General features: G+C 46.7%; 18 protein-coding genes. 4 read left to right on the forward strand and 14 right to left on the reverse strand.

The window, feature by feature from the left end:
- The first annotated feature begins 54 nt into the window (after positions 1-54).
- Positions 55-1,275 (forward strand): tyrosine-type recombinase/integrase, encoded by a 1,221-nt coding sequence (locus MHH25_RS23575; RefSeq protein ID WP_340018313.1) that lies wholly within the window; start codon positions 55-57, stop codon positions 1,273-1,275.
- Between the two features lie 93 nt (positions 1,276-1,368).
- Here MHH25_RS23575 and MHH25_RS23580 read toward each other — a convergent pair whose 3' ends face one another.
- Positions 1,369-1,788, reverse strand: coding sequence for an Rrf2 family transcriptional regulator (locus MHH25_RS23580; RefSeq protein ID WP_017686811.1), 420 nt, complete (start codon positions 1,786-1,788; stop codon positions 1,369-1,371).
- Between the two features lie 321 nt (positions 1,789-2,109).
- On the opposite strand from MHH25_RS23580, the gene mnmA reads away from it, so the two are divergent.
- Positions 2,110-3,234, forward strand: coding sequence for a tRNA 2-thiouridine(34) synthase MnmA (mnmA, locus tag MHH25_RS23585; protein WP_036616942.1), 1,125 nt, complete (start codon positions 2,110-2,112; stop codon positions 3,232-3,234).
- 131 nt (positions 3,235-3,365) lie between these two features.
- On the opposite strand, the gene crcB is transcribed toward mnmA, so the two are convergent.
- The 4 genes from crcB to MHH25_RS23605 are packed head-to-tail and all read right to left on the reverse strand — an operon-like array spanning position 3,366 to position 6,397.
- Positions 3,366-3,725: a fluoride efflux transporter CrcB gene (gene crcB, locus MHH25_RS23590; RefSeq protein ID WP_340018314.1), complete on the reverse strand. Its 360-nt coding sequence runs from the start codon at positions 3,723-3,725 to the stop codon at positions 3,366-3,368.
- The gene (locus MHH25_RS23595) at positions 3,722-4,123 is read right to left on the reverse strand and encodes a CrcB family protein (RefSeq protein ID WP_036674530.1); all 402 of its coding nucleotides are present in this window, start codon (positions 4,121-4,123) and stop codon (positions 3,722-3,724) included. Before MHH25_RS23595 ends, crcB begins: the two co-directional genes overlap by 4 nt.
- A gap of 33 nt (positions 4,124-4,156) precedes the next feature.
- Complete coding sequence (locus tag MHH25_RS23600; RefSeq protein ID WP_339185980.1) at positions 4,157-5,464, reverse strand: replication-associated recombination protein A; 1,308 nt, start codon at positions 5,462-5,464, stop codon at positions 4,157-4,159.
- A 42-nt stretch (positions 5,465-5,506) separates the two neighbouring features.
- On the reverse strand, positions 5,507-6,397 hold the full coding sequence (locus MHH25_RS23605) for a LysR family transcriptional regulator (protein WP_340018315.1): 891 nt from the start codon (positions 6,395-6,397) through the stop codon (positions 5,507-5,509).
- Between the two features lie 136 nt (positions 6,398-6,533).
- Between MHH25_RS23605 and MHH25_RS23610 the strand changes: the two genes are divergently transcribed.
- On the forward strand, positions 6,534-7,277 hold the full coding sequence (locus MHH25_RS23610) for an SDR family NAD(P)-dependent oxidoreductase (protein ID WP_340018316.1): 744 nt from the start codon (positions 6,534-6,536) through the stop codon (positions 7,275-7,277).
- On the forward strand, positions 7,274-8,176 hold the full coding sequence (locus MHH25_RS23615; protein ID WP_237176947.1) for an EamA family transporter: 903 nt from the start codon (positions 7,274-7,276) through the stop codon (positions 8,174-8,176). The genes MHH25_RS23610 and MHH25_RS23615 overlap by 4 nt, the downstream gene beginning before the upstream one ends.
- A gap of 125 nt (positions 8,177-8,301) precedes the next feature.
- Here the strand turns inward: MHH25_RS23615 and MHH25_RS23620 are convergent, their stop codons facing one another.
- The 9 genes from MHH25_RS23620 to hisS form a co-directional block, all read right to left on the reverse strand.
- Complete coding sequence (locus MHH25_RS23620) at positions 8,302-10,482, reverse strand: UvrD-helicase domain-containing protein (protein ID WP_340018317.1); 2,181 nt, start codon at positions 10,480-10,482, stop codon at positions 8,302-8,304.
- A gap of 137 nt (positions 10,483-10,619) precedes the next feature.
- A complete protein-coding gene (locus MHH25_RS23625) occupies positions 10,620-10,790 on the reverse strand; it encodes a hypothetical protein (protein ID WP_179086561.1) in 171 nt (56 codons plus the stop codon).
- A 45-nt stretch (positions 10,791-10,835) separates the two neighbouring features.
- Positions 10,836-11,627 carry a DUF4097 family beta strand repeat-containing protein gene (locus tag MHH25_RS23630; protein ID WP_340018318.1) on the reverse strand — a complete coding sequence of 264 codons (792 nt, stop codon included), beginning with the start codon at positions 11,625-11,627 and terminating at the stop codon, positions 10,836-10,838.
- A 36-nt stretch (positions 11,628-11,663) separates the two neighbouring features.
- Entirely contained in the window at positions 11,664-12,329 is a 666-nt protein-coding gene (locus MHH25_RS23635) for a TetR/AcrR family transcriptional regulator (RefSeq protein ID WP_340018319.1), read from the reverse strand.
- Between the two features lie 146 nt (positions 12,330-12,475).
- Positions 12,476-14,275, reverse strand: coding sequence for an ABC transporter ATP-binding protein (locus tag MHH25_RS23640; protein WP_211082505.1), 1,800 nt, complete (start codon positions 14,273-14,275; stop codon positions 12,476-12,478).
- 73 nt (positions 14,276-14,348) lie between these two features.
- Positions 14,349-15,647 carry an NCS2 family permease gene (locus MHH25_RS23645; RefSeq protein WP_340018320.1) on the reverse strand — a complete coding sequence of 433 codons (1,299 nt, stop codon included), beginning with the start codon at positions 15,645-15,647 and terminating at the stop codon, positions 14,349-14,351.
- Between the two features lie 246 nt (positions 15,648-15,893).
- Positions 15,894-16,652 carry a tRNA threonylcarbamoyladenosine dehydratase gene (locus MHH25_RS23650; RefSeq protein ID WP_036616913.1) on the reverse strand — a complete coding sequence of 253 codons (759 nt, stop codon included), beginning with the start codon at positions 16,650-16,652 and terminating at the stop codon, positions 15,894-15,896.
- Positions 16,653-16,670: 18 nt separating this feature from the next.
- Entirely contained in the window at positions 16,671-18,449 is a 1,779-nt protein-coding gene (aspS, locus tag MHH25_RS23655) for an aspartate--tRNA ligase (RefSeq protein ID WP_036616911.1), read from the reverse strand.
- Positions 18,450-18,662: 213 nt separating this feature from the next.
- Positions 18,663-19,916: a histidine--tRNA ligase gene (hisS, locus tag MHH25_RS23660; RefSeq protein ID WP_340018321.1), complete on the reverse strand. Its 1,254-nt coding sequence runs from the start codon at positions 19,914-19,916 to the stop codon at positions 18,663-18,665.
- Positions 19,917-19,990: the final 74 nt, after the last annotated feature.

Here is a 19,990-nt window from a genome sequence, read left to right on the forward strand (position 1 = left end):
ATATCCAAAAAGGGAACATATGTTCCTTAATAACCAAACGAAAGGAGAATTACTTTGAAAAAGAAAAGCAAGATATCCAAACCTTTACCCCCTAATGTGAGAGAACGAGATGGAAAATTCACGTATCGTTATCGGGTACCGACTACAATAATTGTTGAGGGGATCGAAAAGAAAAGTAGTAAACAGAAGGAATCACCTAGATTCGAAACCATCCAAGAAGCTGTTGATTTTGGAATCTTGATTGGAGCAAAGAGGATAAAGAAGAAACTAAACCACACTGAGGTCCTGACAGTTAGTGCGTGGAGCAAATCATGGATTAAAGCTTATATCCTAGAAAGAGAACCAGCTAAGAACACCGTTCGAAGTCGTGAGTACGGATTGAGTGTTGTTTTAGAGGAGTTTGGGGGATTTGCTCTCAATGAGGTATCTTCGAGTATGTATCAAGATTTCCTCTATGAATTAAAAGGAAAGGGCATGAGCCGAAGCACTATCACAACCCATCACACTGCTGCATCACTAATGTTTAAGCATGCGTTAAGAACGGAATTGATTAAAGTAGATCCGACTGCAAATGCTGTCATTCCTAAGGAGAGAAAACCAGCTCGAAAAGTTGGCGAGAAAAGACAAGTCCTTCCCAAATTTCTTGAGAAGGACGAACTTAAAGCTTTTCTTCAAATGGGAAGGTTCATGCTAACCACAAACCAATGGGCGCTCTTCGTTATATTGTCTTATACAGGTTTGCGGATCAGTGAGGCAGCAGGTCTTCAGTGGGAAGATATAGATATGGAGAACAGGACTATAGACATAAATAAGCAAATTTTCGGATCAAGTATTCTGGATTACTCGTTCATCCCCCCGAAAAATGAACAAAGTGAACGTGTGGTGAGTTTCGGGGATACAGCAGCTAAAGCACTCGAATTATTAAAGGAATGGCAGACCGAAGAACGCGCATCTGCCAAAAAATTTAATCCTAAGGATAACTTTGTTTTCTGGAGTTGTTATTTTCCAGGATATCCAATTCAGGTAACTGTGATCGGTAAATTTATGAGGAGAGTTCTCAAACCAGCTAATCTGCCAACAAATCTCACGCCGCATAGTTTACGTCATACCCATGTGTCTCTTCTTGCGTCTAACCCCCGTGTTGGTCTTCCAGAAATTCAGGCACGGATCGGACACAAAAGTAACTCCAAAGTTACAGAGCTTATTTATCTCCACGTCACAAAGAATCGACAAATCAAAATTGCTGATGACTTTGAATGGGCCATCAATAATTAAAAATATGTGGGTAGAATGTGGGTAACCCTATTTAAACTAAACCTCGAAAACCCTTGCTGTATAAGGCTGTTCAGCCAGTAATACAAATCAGCATTAAATATAGAACATGTAGCTATCTTTTTTGTCCTGATCCTGGAAGGTAATCAGGTCTTTCAGTGTTGTGGAATCCAATACTTCCGCAATCCCGTCACGAATACGCAACCACAGATCACGTTTCGCCGGATCATCTTCCTCCGTGAAGTCTACTGGAGAGATTGGCCCTTCCAGTACACGGATTACATCGCCTGCAGTCACGGTTGCAGGATCACCCGCAAGGATATAACCGCCGTAAGCACCTCTAATGCTTTTCACCAGTCCTGCATTACGCAATGGAGCGATCAGTTGCTCCAGGTAATGCTCCGAGAGCTGGTTGCGCTCAGCAATGCTTTTAAGTGATGTAGGGCCTTCGCCTATTCTGGCAGCAAGCTCCATCATAATTGTGAGGCCGTAACGGCCTTTTGTCGATATTTTCAAAGGAGTCACCTCTTTCAATTTTCAGAAACGATTGGAAACTTTATATTTAATCCTATGGTCCATGACCGTCTATTTCACGATCTGTCCACAGCGGAGATGCATTGAGATTAGCATAAACCTTCTAATCCTCCGTATTCCGATCATAACCCTCAGCTAATGTTAACATATCTGCATGCTTTATGGAAAAGAAAGATTGACGATATTCCAAAATGTGCGCCTGTGGTGGACACTATCCAAAATTGGCCGGGTGTATCGTATCTTGAGTCCGGTTATGCTAGAATAAGAAACGAAACACATTTATATATAGAAATGGTGATAACGATGTCCAAAACAATTGAAAATACACGGGTCGTCGTTGGCATGTCCGGAGGTGTCGATTCTTCCGTTACCGCACTGCTGCTGAAAGAGCAGGGGTACGATGTCATCGGCATTTTCATGAAAAACTGGGATGACACCGACGAGTTCGGCCACTGTACCGCTGAAGAAGATTCAGAGGATGTACGCCGCGTATGTGAACAGATCGGCATTCCTTACTACACTGTCAACTTCGAGAAAGAATATTTTGATAAAGTATTTACCTATTTCCTTGATGAATATAAGTCGGGTCGCACGCCAAATCCGGATGTCATGTGTAATCGTGAGATCAAATTCGGTGAATTCCTGAACAAAGCTCTGGATCTCGGCGCAGATTATGTAGCTACAGGACACTATGCTCGCCTGATTGAGGAAGATGGCACACTCAAGTTGCTTCGTGGTGTGGACAACAATAAGGATCAAACGTATTTCCTTAACGCACTCAATCAGAACCAGCTGTCCAAAGCCATGTTCCCGATTGGTCATCTGCCCAAACCCGAAGTACGCAAAATCGCAGAAGCGGCTGGTTTGTATACTGCCAAGAAAAAAGACAGCACAGGTGTCTGCTTCATCGGTGAGCGTAATTTCAAAGAGTTCCTGAGTAACTATCTGCCTGCCAAAGGCGGAGACATGGTTGATATCGCAACCGGTGAAGTCAAAGGTCGTCATGACGGTCTGATGTACTACACACTTGGACAGCGCCAAGGTCTTGGCATTGGCGGTTCCGGCAATGGTGAACCTTGGTTCGTTGCAGACAAGAATCTGGAGAAGAATCAACTGCTTGTTGTTCAGGGCGATGCCCATGCAAGCCTGTACTCCACAGGTCTAACCGCAACGGGTGTGAACTGGATTGCTGGTGCAGAGCACATGCCTAATGTGCCATACCGTTGTACTGCCAAATTCCGCTATCGTCAGCCGGATCAAGGTGTAACATTGACCTGGCAAGAAGATGGAAGTGTCGATGTCCAATTTGACCAGCAGCAAAAAGCCATTACACCAGGACAAGCCGTTGTTTTCTACGACGGAGAGGTCTGCCTGGGTGGGGGTACGATCGATCAGGTGCAAAAAGTACCTGTACCCGCAATGCAATAATAGAGCTTGTCCATTAAAATGCGGATTATACACAATACCGTGTATCCCTATTAAAAAAGCCGTCTTTCATGTATACCATGAAGGATGGCTTTTTTCCTGCTTATTTTTGCAAAAAAATTAAAAATAGTTCGTTATGCAGTCAACCAGACCCCTGCCCAGGCGGCAAACACCCCAACTAGAACCGAACTGACAACGTAGAGCGCCGCGCTTGCGTATCGTTGTCGACCCATAAGCCCTAACGTCTCATAACCAAAGGTAGAGAACGTCGTGTACGCACCGCAAAATCCGGTTCCCCACATCAACCAGATTCCATCTGAGATCATTGCAGATTCATGCCACCCATATAACAACCCAAGCAACAATGAACCACTGATGTTGATGATCCATGTTCCCCATGGAAAGGCCATTCCCAGCAAGCCAGAGACCCATTTTCCCAGACTGTAACGCAGTACCGCACCCAGCACACCTGCAAAACCAATCCACAGGATCATGAGGCATCACCCTCTTGTCTTTGTGCTCCCAACATACGATGTCCAAGGCTCATTCCCAGCGCACAGAGCAACAATCCTGCCAACAGACTCACGATCATATAAATAGCGGCACTGATCCATTCGCCCCCTTCGGATAAACGAACAATATCCAGTGTAAACGTGGAGAATGTCGTAAATGCGCCTGTAAAACCTGTACCAATCGCCAGTCGAAGTTGTGGTGTTATTTTGCCTGGAACAGCTATGGTAAAGAACCAACCCAAAAAAAGGCTGCCCATCGCATTGATTAACAGCACTGCCCATGGAAATCCCCCATGGACAGTTGGTATCGCTAACTGTATAGCATATCGGGTTAATGTGCCGAGAAATCCACCCGCCCCTATATACAAAAGCTCTTTCATGTTGTGTGCATCTCCCGAGTGATCTGACTGATCTTATAGATCTCTGCGCCGCTGTTGGTTCAGCCTGATCTTCGATTCGTTACCCTGCTCCGTTGCCTCATAGAATACTCTCCGTGAGAGCTGCTTTGGCAAATATTCTTGTTTCACGTAATGCCCCGGATAGTTGTGTGGATATTGATAACCCTCATGTCCAAGCTTCACGGCACCCGAGTAATGCGTATCTCGCAAGTGAAGCGGAACTTCTGCCGATTTTACCTCATCAATCGCGTTCATGGCTTTGGAAATGGCGGTGTACACCGCATTGGATTTTGGACTTTCGACCGCGAACAAAATCGCTTGTGCAATGTTCAGCTTGGCTTCGGGCCAGCCGTTATTCCGGTACGCATCAAGTGCTCCAATGGCCTGAGTCATGGCTTGCGGGTTCGCAAGTCCAATATCTTCACTGCTTGCTGCAATCAGGCGTCGAATAAAGGTCATCGGGTCCATGCCGAGCTTCTCCACCGCGTATAGAAACCAGAACAGCGCCGCATCACTGGAACCCCGAATACTCTTGTGAAATGCAGACAACACATCATACTGTGTCGATTCATCCGCCTTCACAATGGGGCGCCGAATAGACTCTTCAGCTACGTCAAGCGTAATATGAATGGATCCATCCTTCTCCGGTGGCGTCGTCAACGCAGCCAGTTCAAGCGCATTAAGCGCACGCCGAATATCTCCGTTGGCCATCGTAGCAATATGTTCAAGCGCCTCATCGTCCGCCTGCAGCTCCATGAACCCCAGACCTTTGTCCGCATCACTCAATGCTCTGCGCATTGCAATTAGTGAATGATCCTTATTTAGCGATTCTAGCTGAAACAGGGTGGAACGGCTCATCAAGGCTCCATTGACATAATGAAAGGGATTCTCTGTTGTCGCGCCGATAAAAATAATCGTGCCCTTCTCTACCGCTGGCAATAGCGCATCCTGACGTGAACTGTTAAATCGATGTACCTCGTCGAGGAACAGAATGGTTTTGGTTCCATACAGCTGTTTGTTCGTTTGCGCCTGTTCGATGACTTCACGCACATCCTTAACGGAAGCTTCCACTGCATTCAGACGTACGAACTGTCCTTGCGTTTGCTGAGAAATAATATGTGCCAAGGTAGTCTTGCCACATCCCGGCGGGCCGTATAACAAGATGGACGAAATCTGATCAGCCTCGATGGCGCGCCGGAGTAATTTCCCCGGTCCAATAATATGTTCCTGTCCAATATATTCATCCAGATGCTCTGGCCGCAAGCGGTCCGCGAGCAATCTAGCTTGTGGTTTTGAGTCCTGTTGAAACGAAAATAAATCCATTGCTCATCACTTCCTTAACGGATTGCCTTGCCTTGAATACAATTACACTTCAGATGGTTCTCCACTCTCTATCATATCATACTCTCGCGGTAACATAGCCATAAATGCATGAAGTGCACTGCTGACAAAGGCATCCTTGCGAGTAATAAAATGAGTCATCATGCGATTCATACCTACGGGGAGTGTATGCGTGCGCAATAATCCATTTTTGATCTGATGCCTAATCACAATCTCTGGTAATAAGGAAATTCCCATACCGGACGTAACTCCACTAATAATCGCTTCAAGGGTTCCGAATTCCATAATTACTGGGCGGGTAACACCACCCACCTCTAACCATTCCTCCAAAACCTGACGATAGGAACACCCCATGCTGTAGACAAGAATGGGTTTACTCTTAAGATCTTCATCCGTAGGACCCATACCAGAACAGACAACAAATAGTTCCTCATCAAATACGGGAATAGAAACGATATCAGGATGATCACAGGGACAGCCTATAAACGCTCCCTCCAATTCATACCCAATAACCTGATCCATAAGCATCTGCGAATTGCCAGTAACCAGTGACAAGGAGACATCTGGATACTGTTTATAATATCTGACGAAAAGTTCAGGTAGTCGCACGGCCGCTGCAGTTTGTGTAGACCCTATTCGCATTGGACCCGATGGTGTGCTCGTCGCCCGAAGTGCCTTGGAAGCATCATTCAGCAAACCAATAATTTTATCTGCGTAGGTCAGCAACATTTCTCCGGCTGGAGATAACGTCATACCTCGGTTATGACGAATGAACAACGTTGTACCTACTTCTGCTTCCAGATGCCGGATTCGTGCCGTTACGTTGGATTGAACATACCCCAGTTTAGAAGCAGCTTTGGTCAGATTCCCTTCCTGTGCAACACACTGAAATATTCTAAGATCCCCGCTCTCCATGGTCCCCCCACTCTGACATCATTCAAAATGATATCCGCTTCATTACCAATCATTATACTTCATGTGTAAACCGGACTACAATTCATGTAGATCCCAAACCAGTCAGCTGACTGGATGATGATAAGGAGTGTTCAGCATGACATACTGGAAAAATAGAGTTGCTCTGATCACAGGTGGTGGAACAGGTATAGGACGTGCTGTAAGTGAGTTGCTCGCTGAACGCGGAGCCTTGGTCGCTGTCAACTATTCACGCTCACAAGATGCAGCAAACGAGACTGTTCAACACATTTTGGATACGGGAGGCCATGCATTCGCCGTTCAAGCTAATGTTGCCAATGATCTTGATGTCCAGCGAATGGTCACTACAATAACTGAAACCTATGGCCCGATCACTTCACTTGTAAATAACGCTGGAATCACGCACCATATCCCCATGCACGATCTGGAGTCTGTTACAGATGACATCTGGAATGAGCTGCTTGATGTGAATGTGAAAGGCATGTTTCATTGCGCTCGTGCAGTGACGGAAGGCATGAGACAGGCTGGCGGTGGTTCTATCGTAAATCTGGGCAGCATCGCAGGCAGTACGGGCTCGGGCTCCTCCCTCCCTTACGCCGTCTCCAAAGCGGCAGTTCATGGGCTGACCTTAACACTTGCGCACGCACTCTCACCACACATTCGGGTGAATGCTATCGTCCCTGGCGCAGTTGCTACAAGGTGGTGGGCTGGAAACGAGGAGCGAATGTATCGTCTCGGCGGAGAAGTGTTATTACAGCATATTGCCTCACCTGAAGATATCGCACACATGATCTGTGCTGCGCTGGAACAGCAATCCATGACCGGGCAACTAATTACTGTAGATAGCGGACAGACGTTATGAGCTCCAGTCATGATAAAGATACCCGGATCATCAAACCATTGAAATATACACTATTGATCATTTTGACAACGTTAATCATGGGCACTTCTTTTCCAGTTGGCAAGATCGGCATGTTATATGCCCCACCTTTCCTGCTCATGGGCATACGTTATATACTGGCAGGTGGCTTGATGGCCTTGTTCCTTCGTAAACGTCCTTTGCCTACTGGATGGCAGTCTTGGTTGAAAATAATCCTCATTGGCCTGTTCCAATCCGCCGGAGTGATGGGCTGCGCCTACTACAGCATGAACTGGATTACATCCGGTGAATCCGCCATTATTACGTTTACCAATCCGCTACTGGTCATTATCCTCAGTGCTCTTTTATATAGAGTGACCTACCGTTTCAGTCAGTGGATCGGTGTTATACTCGGTTTCATCGGGATTATGTTAACTTTTGGATGGCAGATGAGCTTTAGTCCTGGAACCTGGATTGGATTTGGTGGTGCGATCTCCTTTGCCGTGTCCACATTGCTCATCAAACGCTGGGGTGATGGCTACGATACTTTTGTCTTAACTGCCTATCAGATGCTCGCGGGAGGTGCTGCGCTTCTTCTACTCAGCGTATGGACTGAACAGCCTCACTTTATGGTCAATACCACCTCGGTTATGGCGCTGCTCTGGTTAACGCTTGTTTGCTCCATTATTCAGTTCTCACTCTGGTTTTATCTGCTGCAGAATAGTGACCCAGCCCAAACCAGTTCGTATCTGTTTCTGGCACCGTTCTTTGGTGTATTATCGAGTTGGATTTTACTAGGAGAACACGTTCAGTGGTTTGCATTGGCAGGCGGTTTATTCATTGGTGTTGGTATATTCCTGGTGAACCGTCGCTCATCCAGAATGAGAAATAGCGTAACATAAACTTGAACTCCCCCGTCGTTCTTCCTTGGAAAATCAAGCGATTTTCGTACAAAAGCATTAAAAGGCATGCGCTTATGGGACTTTCCCATGAACGTCATGCCTTTTGTTGTATAAATAGACTTTATCTAGCCAAGCTCTGGCCAACCCTGAATGGTTACGGACTCGCCATCGGGATTATGTGTTGCAGCCGCATAGATCGGCAGTACACCGTCATGGAACAACCACAACTCGTGCAAGGCCCGTGTACAACCAACGTACAACAGCTTTGCATCACCTGCATTTGGCAAATAATGCTTCTGGTCTACGTCTGCCACAATAACGGCATCAAACTCCAACCCTTTGGACAAGTAGACCGGTAAAACGGAGTGTCCACCCGTGTACTGCTTTTTGCCACCATCAATCAGGTTTAGATCCCAGCCTGCGGCCTGTAGGTCACGGTGAAGTTCCTCTGCTTCATGCAGTGTACGAGTCAGGATCGAGACCGTTCGGTAGTCTTTGACCGTTAACAGCTTCAAAGCCTGTTCCAGACTCGCCGTCCGCCCTTCCCCTCCATAAGCCAAAGTCCGAACCGGATCACCACTACGGAAAACAGGAATCGCCGTAATTCCGCTCTTGACGCCACGTTCCAGAATCGTGTTTGCATAGTCGATAATTTCCATCGTTGAACGATAACTTCGGGTCAATGCAAAGTATGCATTCTGTTCCTCAGGAAATAGAGAACTCATCTCTTCCCACGCATGAACACCACGGTACTCATGAATCCCTTGGGACAAGTCACCCAGTATGGTGAAGGAATGCCCTTTGACGAAACGATCCAATAACGCCACATGAAATGGTGAAAAGTCCTGCGCTTCATCGATCACGACATGATCAAACCGCTCCGAACCCTCGATATCATGGACCAATGTATGAATGTATACCAATGCAGACAGATCCTCTTCACGGACGATATCCTGTTTCAGATCTGCTGCCGTTTGTTTCATTACGCCTTTGGGGATAAGCCCGCTGAGCGAAGCTGGCACAGAACCACCCTTTGCAGCTTTGAACAACTGTTTATATAACGTAAGCGGCTCATATTGAGGCCATTTTTTGGCATAGGCCTTCTCACGAGTCGCTGCTTTTTTCTTGCGTTCTTTGCGCACAGCTTCTGGCATCGGTTTCTTGAGTTCCATCTCAATCCAGCGGTGAACTCTCGCCATGACCCGTTCTTTGCGTTTGGCCAGTGGATAATGTTTGTATTCCTCACCGAACCAGTTCTCGATCTCTGTCTTGCTAAGCACCTTACCATCCCATGGACTGAAGTCCGTATCCGGTACGGAATCCGCTTCCATCCCCGACAACCATTCTCTAATAAGCTCCATGAAACGGATGGATCCTTTGTAACGCCCAGGTACATCATCATTCAATTCAGGTCGTGCATCAGGTTTTTCGAACCAGGTGTTCAATGTATCCGACGTATTCGCCAAAGGCATATCCAGCCCCAGCAGGTTCATCGCCCAATCCGGGAATGTCCGCTGTTGAATGTCCCCCACTCCAAGTTCCGGAAGCACATCCGAGATGTAATCCAGAAACATGTGGTTGGGCGCAAAAATAACCATTTTCTCTGCAGATACCTGCTCCTTGTACTGATATAGCAAAAAGGCAAGCCGATGCAGGGCAACCGTCGTTTTCCCGGATCCAGCTACACCCTGAATGATCAATGCAGTGTTTCTCGCCGCACGAATAATCAGATCCTGCTCCGCTTGAATCGTAGATACGATATCACGCAGTTTGTTATCCTTGTTCTCTCCCAGACGATAAACGAGGAATTCATCAGATACCGCTGGCTGGTCGCTGTCACGGTTATATGTATCCGCCACACGTTCCAATATCCGCTGCCGAATGACAACGTTTCGTTTCAGATATACGAGACCTTCAATAAGCCCTTCCGGGGCTTCATACGTAGCGGAGGCTTCCCCTCCCGTAAATGAGTAAAACAGGCTTGCGACAGGAGCACGCCAGTCGATGACGAGCGGATGCTCTCCCACCTCTTCGCGGTCTACGCCAATTTTGCCAATATACAGCGGTTTCCGTGCACCACTGCCCTGTTCTTCGAAATCCAAGCGTCCGAAATAGGGTTGCTGCGCGCTCTTGGACAAGGCGGTGCGGCGCTCTTCGCGTCCAGCCTCCAGCACTTGTTCTGTGAAGTCGTGGCCGGTGTATACCGGAATGTTCTGCAGTCGTTCCAGCTGACTGTCCACTTCCTCCATCGTTCGCTCTAACCTGTACTCTTCTTCTTGATAGGCACTTTGAAAGCTGTCTGACATGTTTCAGTTACCTCCTAAGAATATGTTTTGCTCTGTATCTCCTAGATCTGGAAATACAAAAGGATACTTACTATATCACATAGGGCAATTGAAAGCCACATCCGTTTTTGTAGGCTTACTTTTGTATTATATGAGGCTCATCTGAATTGATAATTAATGATGGCACTGACAAGCGCACAACAACCAAACAGAATAAACCACCAGGCCCAATTGTTTCTGGCCAGCCTGCGCCTGCTGTTTAATGCGCCGTAAATCCCGATTAGCAGTACGATGGTGGAAAAACTAATCCCTACAATCCAACCAGCCATTATACCTACCGCCCCCCTTTGTTTTCAGTACACACGAACAGTCTCTCATTTCCTGGATTTTAGATGAAAAGCTCCTCCTCGAATATCCACTTGGAATTCACTTTTTCCACTTTTGTGTATTAGACAGTTGCTGTCCCCATGAAGGGGAGTTAAATCAAATTCGCTTTTTAACGCTCCTGATCTTCTTTTAAGTAAAATTCGGAAACCTTCGTTATCTGGAATGGAAACCACTACTTTTGATCCTGTGGATACGGAATGCAAGCTCTCCGGCATCTTGAGACAATCCATATTCAATCCTCTGCCTGTAGTTGTATACTGCAAGTGACGGAATTCCCCTGATATGTCGATCTTGGCTGAACTGGATTGAAGATTGAATTTATCTGCACTAAGGTGCTGCCCTTTCACTATCGATGCCAATGCGCACAGTTCAAGCTCATCCATCCTCCCTGATAGGTCTACACGACCTGAGGTGATCTTACATTGACAGCGAGTGGCCAGAAGCCGATTCAACCGGAGTTGTCCTCCTGTGGAGTTTAGTAAAATACGATCAAAAATACGATCAGGAAGCTGAATCTCCAATGCTGTTCTAGCAATATTTATTCCAACGAGGCCTCTCCTTTTTCTCCCGTCCACAATGCTTAAGGCATCCCCTCGTATGTTAACTTGCATCAGCCTTCGCTTGGAAAACCACGCATCCGCAAATTGTATGACGTGGATAAGTTCATCCACACTCGGAAGAACTCTGATATCTCCTGACAACCAATTTAACTGTATATCATGAATGGGTTGATCAATGTCTATGCTCATGCATATGGAAAGCTCACTACTTTTCAACATCTTTTCCCTCTCCATTTCAAACAACCAGGTATATGTTTATTCCGCCTCCGCATAACCTCCTGTGCTGGCATGGCGATTCGTAATTCGCTGAATGAGCTGTTCGCTAACGATATCTGCTCCCAAGAGCTTCATCATGTGTTGCAAAAACTTAAGCCTTTCCAATGTCTGTGCCTGATCCCGTCCAAAAAGTAGAGGGTTAATCCAGATATTAACGAGTAACATGAAGATTTCAGCACACTCCAGCGGATATTCGACTGAAATGGACCCATCTTCCTTGCCTTGCTCCATAATATTGGCAACAATTCGTGCATCTTTTAGAACACCCTTCCTGATTCCACCGAGTACAAACTGCGGATTCTTGATCTGAGTGCTAAGAACCTGATCTATTGAGTTAGACTGGATTCCAGGATCAACGATAATATTTTCCAAAATACTGATGAGCTTCTGTCTGGCATTCGGAGCATGCGTGTTCTGGATGAGTTCCATAAACATGTCTTCTGCCCGCCCGAGCTCCTTCTCCATCACTGCACTAAGGATATCCTCCTTGGACTTGAAATGATGATATATCGCACCTTTAGACATACCTAATTCATCTATAATGTCTTGAATACTGGTCTTTTCATATCCCTTTTCAGTAAACATTTGAGTTGAGACTGCCAGAATCAGGTCCAGTGTCTGCTCAGGGTATTTATTTCTGGCCATAAGTTCCTCCTTATACATACCAACGGTCGGTATCTATAATATAGAGTATGTTGGTCTTACTGTCAATATGAGGAATTTTAGAAAAAGAAAAAGGATCTCCGTTGAAATACCTCATGGGTATTACGGAGACCCTGCATTAATGAGAATTACTCTTCGTTTTGTACTGTAGTTGCATTGCCTTCCTGTGCCACAAACTGTTTCTGCGCTAATTCACGGTATACCGGATGATTGCTAATTAATTCCGTATGAGTTCCTGTTCCGGTAACATGCCCATGCTCCAATACAACAATTTGATCGGAATCCACCACTGTGGACAATCGGTGCGCGATCACGATCGTAGTTCTTCCTTCCATCAGGTTGGATAAAGCCTGTTGTACTTCATACTCCGAGGTGCTGTCCAGACTGGATGTGGCTTCATCCAACATAAGAATATCTGGACTGCGCAGTAAGGCACGAGCAATAGCAATCCGCTGACGTTGGCCTCCGGATAACTTGATTCCCCTCTCGCCCACTTCCGTGTCATATCCCTGTGGCAACTTGTCGATAAAGTCGGCAGAATAGGCCATCTCAGCAGCTCGCCGGATCTCATCCATCGTGGCCTCACGACCTAATCCGTACGTGATGTTGTCTTTGATCGTACCCGCCATAAGTGGACTTTCCTGAGATACATACCCAATCTTGCTGCGCCAGGAGGCCAAAGAATAATCTGTTATGGCTTGTCCCCCATATGAAATATGGCCTGAATCGGGCATATAAAACTGCTCCATCAAAGAGAACAGTGTTGATTTGCCGCTACCGCTTGGACCGACAATGGCTGTCACTTTTTGTGTAGGTACCGTCAAATTGATTCCGTGCAATACTTCCTCACCTGTAACATAGGAAAAGTGTACATCATGGAATGCAATCGTCTCATTTCCTTTTGGCGCTACCTTGGTGCTGTCATGTGGCTCTTCCTCATCGGCAAGGATCGCTTGTATGCGCTCCGTTGCACCTACGACTTTTTGCAAACGGGAGTATAGCGTCGTGAATTGTCCCATTGGCATAATGACCTGGAACAACAGCAATATGAACGCAACCAGTTCACCAGGCGACAACAGTCCAGACGCTACGCGCATTCCCCCCACACCCAGAATAACGACTAGAACGGCAGTCATGACAAATGTAAACAAAGGACCGATCAGAGCAAGAATGCGTGCTTCCTGCAAGCCAAAAGCAAACATTTTACGAATCCGGGAATCCCCTGCTTCCACTTCCTGTTTCTCCGTGCCGTAGGCTTTGACCAATCGGATTTCGCCAATAACCTGACTGAGCACTGATGTAAGACCCGCCATCTCGTCCTGTTGTTTCTTGGAGATCTTGTACATTTTCTTACCCACCGGCAACAGGATCAACATCGTAAGTGGCACCAGACTCAGAATAATGAGCGACATCACCCAATCCAAATAGAACAGTAACGCCACGCCACCCACAACAGCAACGATGTTGGATACAAAGGAAACCAGATAATCCGCGATCAACGTCATGATCTGGCTTGTATCATTCGTAATCCGGCTCATCGTATCCCCTGTACGATTGCGATCGAAATACGGCATTCGCAGCGACAATACCTTATTCCACAGCTTGGTACGAAGCGTTGCGACCACGCGTTGTCCGGCGTAATTTAACATATAAATGCTAATGCCCGAGGCAATAGCCTGAATCACAAATGCCCCCAGCAATAACAAAATAACAGATTTGTTCAGTGCCGAAGTGGTTAGTCCATCAATCAGACCTTTGGTCATCAATGGCACGATCAGTCCGGCTGTTGTTTGAATCAGGGTTAAGATGAGGGCCAGAATCAGGATCAGTTTTGGCGGATTCGTGGAAGCGATGAGCTTGACGAAATCCTTAAATCCCTTTTTTCCTACCTTCGGTTCATTCTGCCCTGTTTGTTGCTGCTCTTCCATTCCCGTTCCTCCCGTTCTGCATCTGCTCACCAGAGATCATACGTATGAACTTACATGACGTTGCCTTTTGTTATTACAAAACTCCATGCAACACAAAGTTGGCTAAAAAGAGGATGGAAATGCCATACATGACCACAGGCACCTGTTTACCTTGACCTGCTGCCAGCTTCGCTAATGGATAGGCAATGAATCCAAACGCCATACCGTCCACGATGCTATATGTAAATGGAATCATGACCATGATCAGAAATGCCGGGAATGCCTCTGTGAAGTCACCAAAATCCATATCTTTCACACCTTGCACCATCAGGCCACCAATAATGATCAAAATGGGAGCAATTGCACTGTCTGGAATATAACCGAGCAGCGGGATGAAGAAAAAAGTAGCCCCGAATAACACAGCTGTAACGAGCGGGGTCAAACCTGTGCGACCGCCTGCCGCAATTCCGGCTGTAGTCTCGGCTGCGGCAACCGGAGGACTGCTTCCGAATACACCTGCCAGTACGGTGCTAATGGATAGAGCACGCAGACTACCTTTAAACCGCTCTGGACGACCAATCATCTGTGTCTGAGCCGTAATTAATCCGATATTTTCGAACACCACAATTAGCAGTAGCAAAAATACCGCGATCCAGAAGGCAACATTAGCTAGCTTCATCAAAGACAATTCGCCAAACAACCCACCGTATTGACGCAGCGCATCCATCGCTGATACGGACTCACCCGGGTTCACTGCACCAAGTACATAGGCTAGACCTGTCCCGACCAGAATACTGATCAGAAGTCCACCCTGTACGTTCCGTATAAATAAAATCAAGGCAAGCACCAGCGTAACGCAGGCTGTAATGACATTGGGATCATTGAAATGCCCAATCGCAACAAACGTGGTCTGATGTGCGATAACGATTCCACTTTTTTGCAAACCGATAAATGTCAGAAACAAACCAATCCCGACCGTAATGCCATGCTGCAGATTTTTCGGGATTGCTTCGCTGATCATTTTGTATAGTGACGTAAACGCAACAATGGCAAACAGTATACCTGTAACGGTTACAACAGCCAGCGCTTCTTGCCAGCTTAATTTCATGGAATGTACAAGTGTATACGTGAAAAATGCATTAATCCCCATTCCGGGTACCACGATAATCGGTGATTTTCCGCCAAATGCCATGAGCAAACATCCTGCAATGGACGTCAGCAGTGTTCCAACCATAGCTGCCTGCAAAGGCATCCCGGCATCGGAAAGAATTGTAGCATTGACCATAACGATATAGACCACGGCAAAATAGGAAATGGCTCCCGCCACAACTTCCTTCTTCCACTGGTCTCCTGGCTCCATGCCAAGACGTCTGGTCATCCATCCGTGTTTCATTTCGTTCTATTCCCCTCTCTCTATAGCCGCAAATTCATTATGTATGTATCATCATTTCGCGCAGCAGTGAATATCATACACGGTTTTGACTTTGAAGTACATGACGTAACTCTGACATTTATCTAGGAATACAGTTCGGCTATCATAGACGATTGACGTCCCATCCGCTCCGGTCTTACGAAGTATGATCATACAAAAAAGCGCAGATGCCTTATTGGCATCCACGCTTCTTCAGTTGGCAGCAAGTTACTGCTGCTCGTTCTCTGCAATTTCTAACAAATCCTTAATCGCAACACTGACCATAATCAGTCCGGCTACCGGAGGCACAAATGAGTTACTCGCAGGTGGCTGTTTAGCCTTGCGAATTTCCGGAGCATTCTCGGGAACGATTTTTTGTGTTACGTCCTCACGTGGTTTCATCGGCTTTTCAGTCGAGAAGACCACTTTCACACCTTTTTTGATGCCGTCTTTACGAAGTGTCGTACGCACAACACGGGCAATCGGGTCCATGGTCGTTTTCGAAATATCTGCAACCTGGAATTTCGTCGGGTCCATTTTATTCGCCGCACCCATACTCGAAATCATCGGAATTTTACGTTTCAGGCACTCTTTAATGAGATGGATTTTGTAGATAATCGTGTCGGATGCATCCAGCACATAATCCAGATCATATTTGAACAATTCCTCATATGTTTCTTCCGTGTAAAACATATTCAGGGCAATTGCATCACATTCCGGATTGATCAGTTTCACACGTTCCACCATCAGATCCGCTTTTTTCTGCCCCACTGTCGTAGTCAGAGCATGAATCTGGCGGTTAATATTGGTGATGTCCACGACGTCCTTATCAATCAGGATGATACGCCCAACGCCGCTACGGGCAAGAGCTTCTACAGCAATACCACCTACGCCGCCAATACCGAGCACAGCGACTGTACTATTCTTCAACGTGTCCAGACCTTCAGGTCCGATCGCAAGTTCTGTTCTTGAAAATTGATGGAGCATTGAGAATCGATGCCTCCTTTATTTCTTTTCCGCTACCGGTTTACGGGCTACGCGGATATGCAGTTGTTCCAATTGTGAGTCATCCACTTCGGATGGTGCATTCATGAGCAGATCCGTTGCACTTGCCGTTTTCGGGAAGGCAATCGTTTCACGCAGATTCGTGCGGCCCGCCAGCAACATCACGAGGCGGTCCAAACCAAAGGCAATACCACCATGCGGTGGAGTTCCATATTCGAATGCTTCCAACAGGTAGCCGAATTTCTCATTCGCTACTTCTGTAGAGAGTCCAAGGGCAGCAAACATTTTCTCCTGAACATCACGTTTGTAGATACGCATTGAACCACCACCTACTTCATAACCATTGAGAACAAGGTCATAGGCTTGAGCGCGGATTGCACCCGGATCAGTGTCAAAGAGATGTACATCTTCGTCTTTTGGACGAGTGAACGGATGGTGTTCTGCCACATAACGTTTCGCATCTTCATCATATCCGAGGAGTGGGAAGTCCACAACCCAAGCAAATTTGAACTTGCTGTCATCGATCAGTCCGAGTTGACGGCCGATTTTCAGACGCAATGCGCCCAGAACGTCAGCAACCACTTTTTTAGTGTCTGCGGAGAAGAGCAACAAGTCGCCATCTTCAGCACCAGTACGTTCTTTGACAGCTTCGATTTCTTCAGGCGTGAAGAACTTCACGATTGGCCCTTTGAACTCGCCGTCTTTCACTTGAATCCAAGCCAGACCTTTCGCACCGTAACGTGCAGCAAATGGTCCGAGATCATCGATCTCTTTACGGCTCCATGTACCACAGCCTTTAGCGTTCAGCACTTTGACTTCTCCACCTTTTTCGATGACAGAAGCAAATACTTTCACACCACTGTTTGCTACGATATCATTCATTTCAACCAGTTCCATACCAAAGCGCAGATCTGGTTTGTCTGAACCGTATTTACCCATTGCATCTGCATACGTAATCCGTTGGAAAGGCAGTTCCAGCTCAATACCTTTTGTTTCACGCAGCAATTTGGCCATCAGTTCTTCCATCATTGGCAGCAGGTCATCCTGTTGCAAGAAAGAAGTCTCGATGTCGACTTGAGTGAATTCTGGTTGACGGTCTGCACGCAGATCCTCATCCCGGAAACAACGAGCGATCTGATAATAACGTTCAACGCCACCCACCATCAGCAACTGTTTGTAGATTTGTGGGGATTGTGGCAAGGCGAAGAATTCACCTTCATGCACACGGCTCGGTACGAGATAATCACGCGCACCTTCCGGGGAGCTCTTAGTCAGGATCGGTGTTTCCACTTCAACGAACTCTTCTCCATCCAGGTAGTCACGGAACACTTTGGATGCTTTGGAACGCAGTTTCAATGTTTCGAACATTTCCGGACGACGCAGGTCCAGGTAACGATATTTCAAACGAAGGGATTCATCAACTTCGACACCATCTTCAATGAAGAATGGAGGTGTTTTGGCTGCATTGAGCACTTCGATTTCTGTGATTTGAACTTCAATTTCGCCAGTAGGCAGGTTTTTGTTAACTGTTTCAGCATCACGTTTAACGACTTTACCCGTTACAGCGATAACATACTCGCTACGTACGCGATCTGCAATTTGCAGAGCTTCACCGGAATAAGCCGGGTTAAAGACAACTTGTACAATCCCGCTGCGATCACGCAGGTCGATGAAGAGTACGCCCCCCAAGTCACGGCGGGTCTGAACCCAACCGTTCAATGTTACTGTTTCACCGATGTGTGCGGGTGTTAATGCGCCGCAATGATGACTTCTTTTCATAACCAAACTCCTCATTATGTGAATTTCCGTTCTGTATGGGCAGTTAGTGCCTGCTCTTCAACAGTCCGGTTACGTGTAGACCATGTATTCGAAAAGGCATGTTACCTCTGGCTCGCCAACTTCCGCTTAATAGGAATCGTTGGTGAACCTCAGTAATTTTGCCGGATCAATTGTTTTACTCGAAAGTTTTGATCTTAATGTAACACTTCGTGCTTATTTACCTTCGCGAATTGCCGATACCAGATCATCAAGCTTCACGGTTTGTTGCTCACCCGTATCCATCGACTTGAGGGCTATCACACCACGCTCCAGCTCGTCATCACCAAGGATGGCAGTGTAGCGGGATTTGAAACGGTCAGCTGATTTCATCTGTGCTTTCATCTTGCGGCCCAGATAATCACGTTCCCCAGACAGTCCAGACTGACGAAGTTTGAACAACAGACGGTTCACTTCACGATCAGCAGCCTCTCCCAGAGCAACAAAGTATACATCCAGTGGAGCCAGCGTAGTAACCTCAATGTTTTGGTGCTCCAGAATCAGTTGAATACGCTCCAGACCAATACCGAAGCCGATGCCCGGCTGATCAGGTCCGCCAATATCTCCAACCAGACCATTGTACCGACCACCGCCGCCAACCGTATCTATTGCTCCAATACCTTGAGCTTTTAATTCAAACGCAGTTAGCGTGTAATAATCCAAGCCCCGTACCAGACGATTGTTCACAGCATAATCTACTCCGAAATCATCCAGGTATGCCTGCAGCTTGGCAAAGTGATTCAAAGACTCTTCATCCAGGCTATCCAGTATAGATGGTGCCCCAACGAATTTGTCCTGATCGACCTTACAGTCGAGTACACGTAGCGGATTACGCTCCATGCGGGACTGGCAGTCCTTGCACAGGCTGTCTTTCATCGGTCTGAGGAACCCAAGTAACGTCTCGCGGTATTCTGCACGGCTGGTTGAGTTACCAACGGAGTTGATCTCCACTTTGACATCCTTCAAGCCGAGCTCTACACACAACTGGTAGCCCAGTGCGATCACTTCCGCATCAATCGCAGGGTCTAGCGCACCGATGGCTTCTACACCAAACTGGTGAAATTGACGCTGACGACCTGCCTGCGGACGCTCATACCGGAACATCGGACCGATGTAATAGAGCTTGCTCACATCCGGTTCACCGTAGATTTTATTCTCTACATACGCACGGACAACACCTGCTGTTCCCTCTGGACGAAGAGTCATGCTGCGATTGCCTTTGTCATCAAAGGTATACATTTCTTTCTCAACGATATCGGTAGTCTCTCCTACACCGCGTACAAATAAAGAAGTCTGTTCGAAGATCGGTGTACGAATCTCACGGTAATTAAACCGTCGACACAGATCTCGTGCTTTTTCTTCTACGTACTGCCATTTCTCGACAACTCCAGGCAGTAAGTCCTGCGTTCCAGTCGGTTTTTGAAAAGCCATCTTGATCCCTCCAGCATTGATTTTTCTATATAACAAAAAAATCCCTCGCCCTGTCGCTGTATATACAGCAAACA

This window comes from Paenibacillus sp. FSL H3-0457 (assembly GCF_037981725.1).
In the GTDB taxonomy this organism is placed as follows: domain Bacteria; phylum Bacillota; class Bacilli; order Paenibacillales; family Paenibacillaceae; genus Paenibacillus; species Paenibacillus amylolyticus.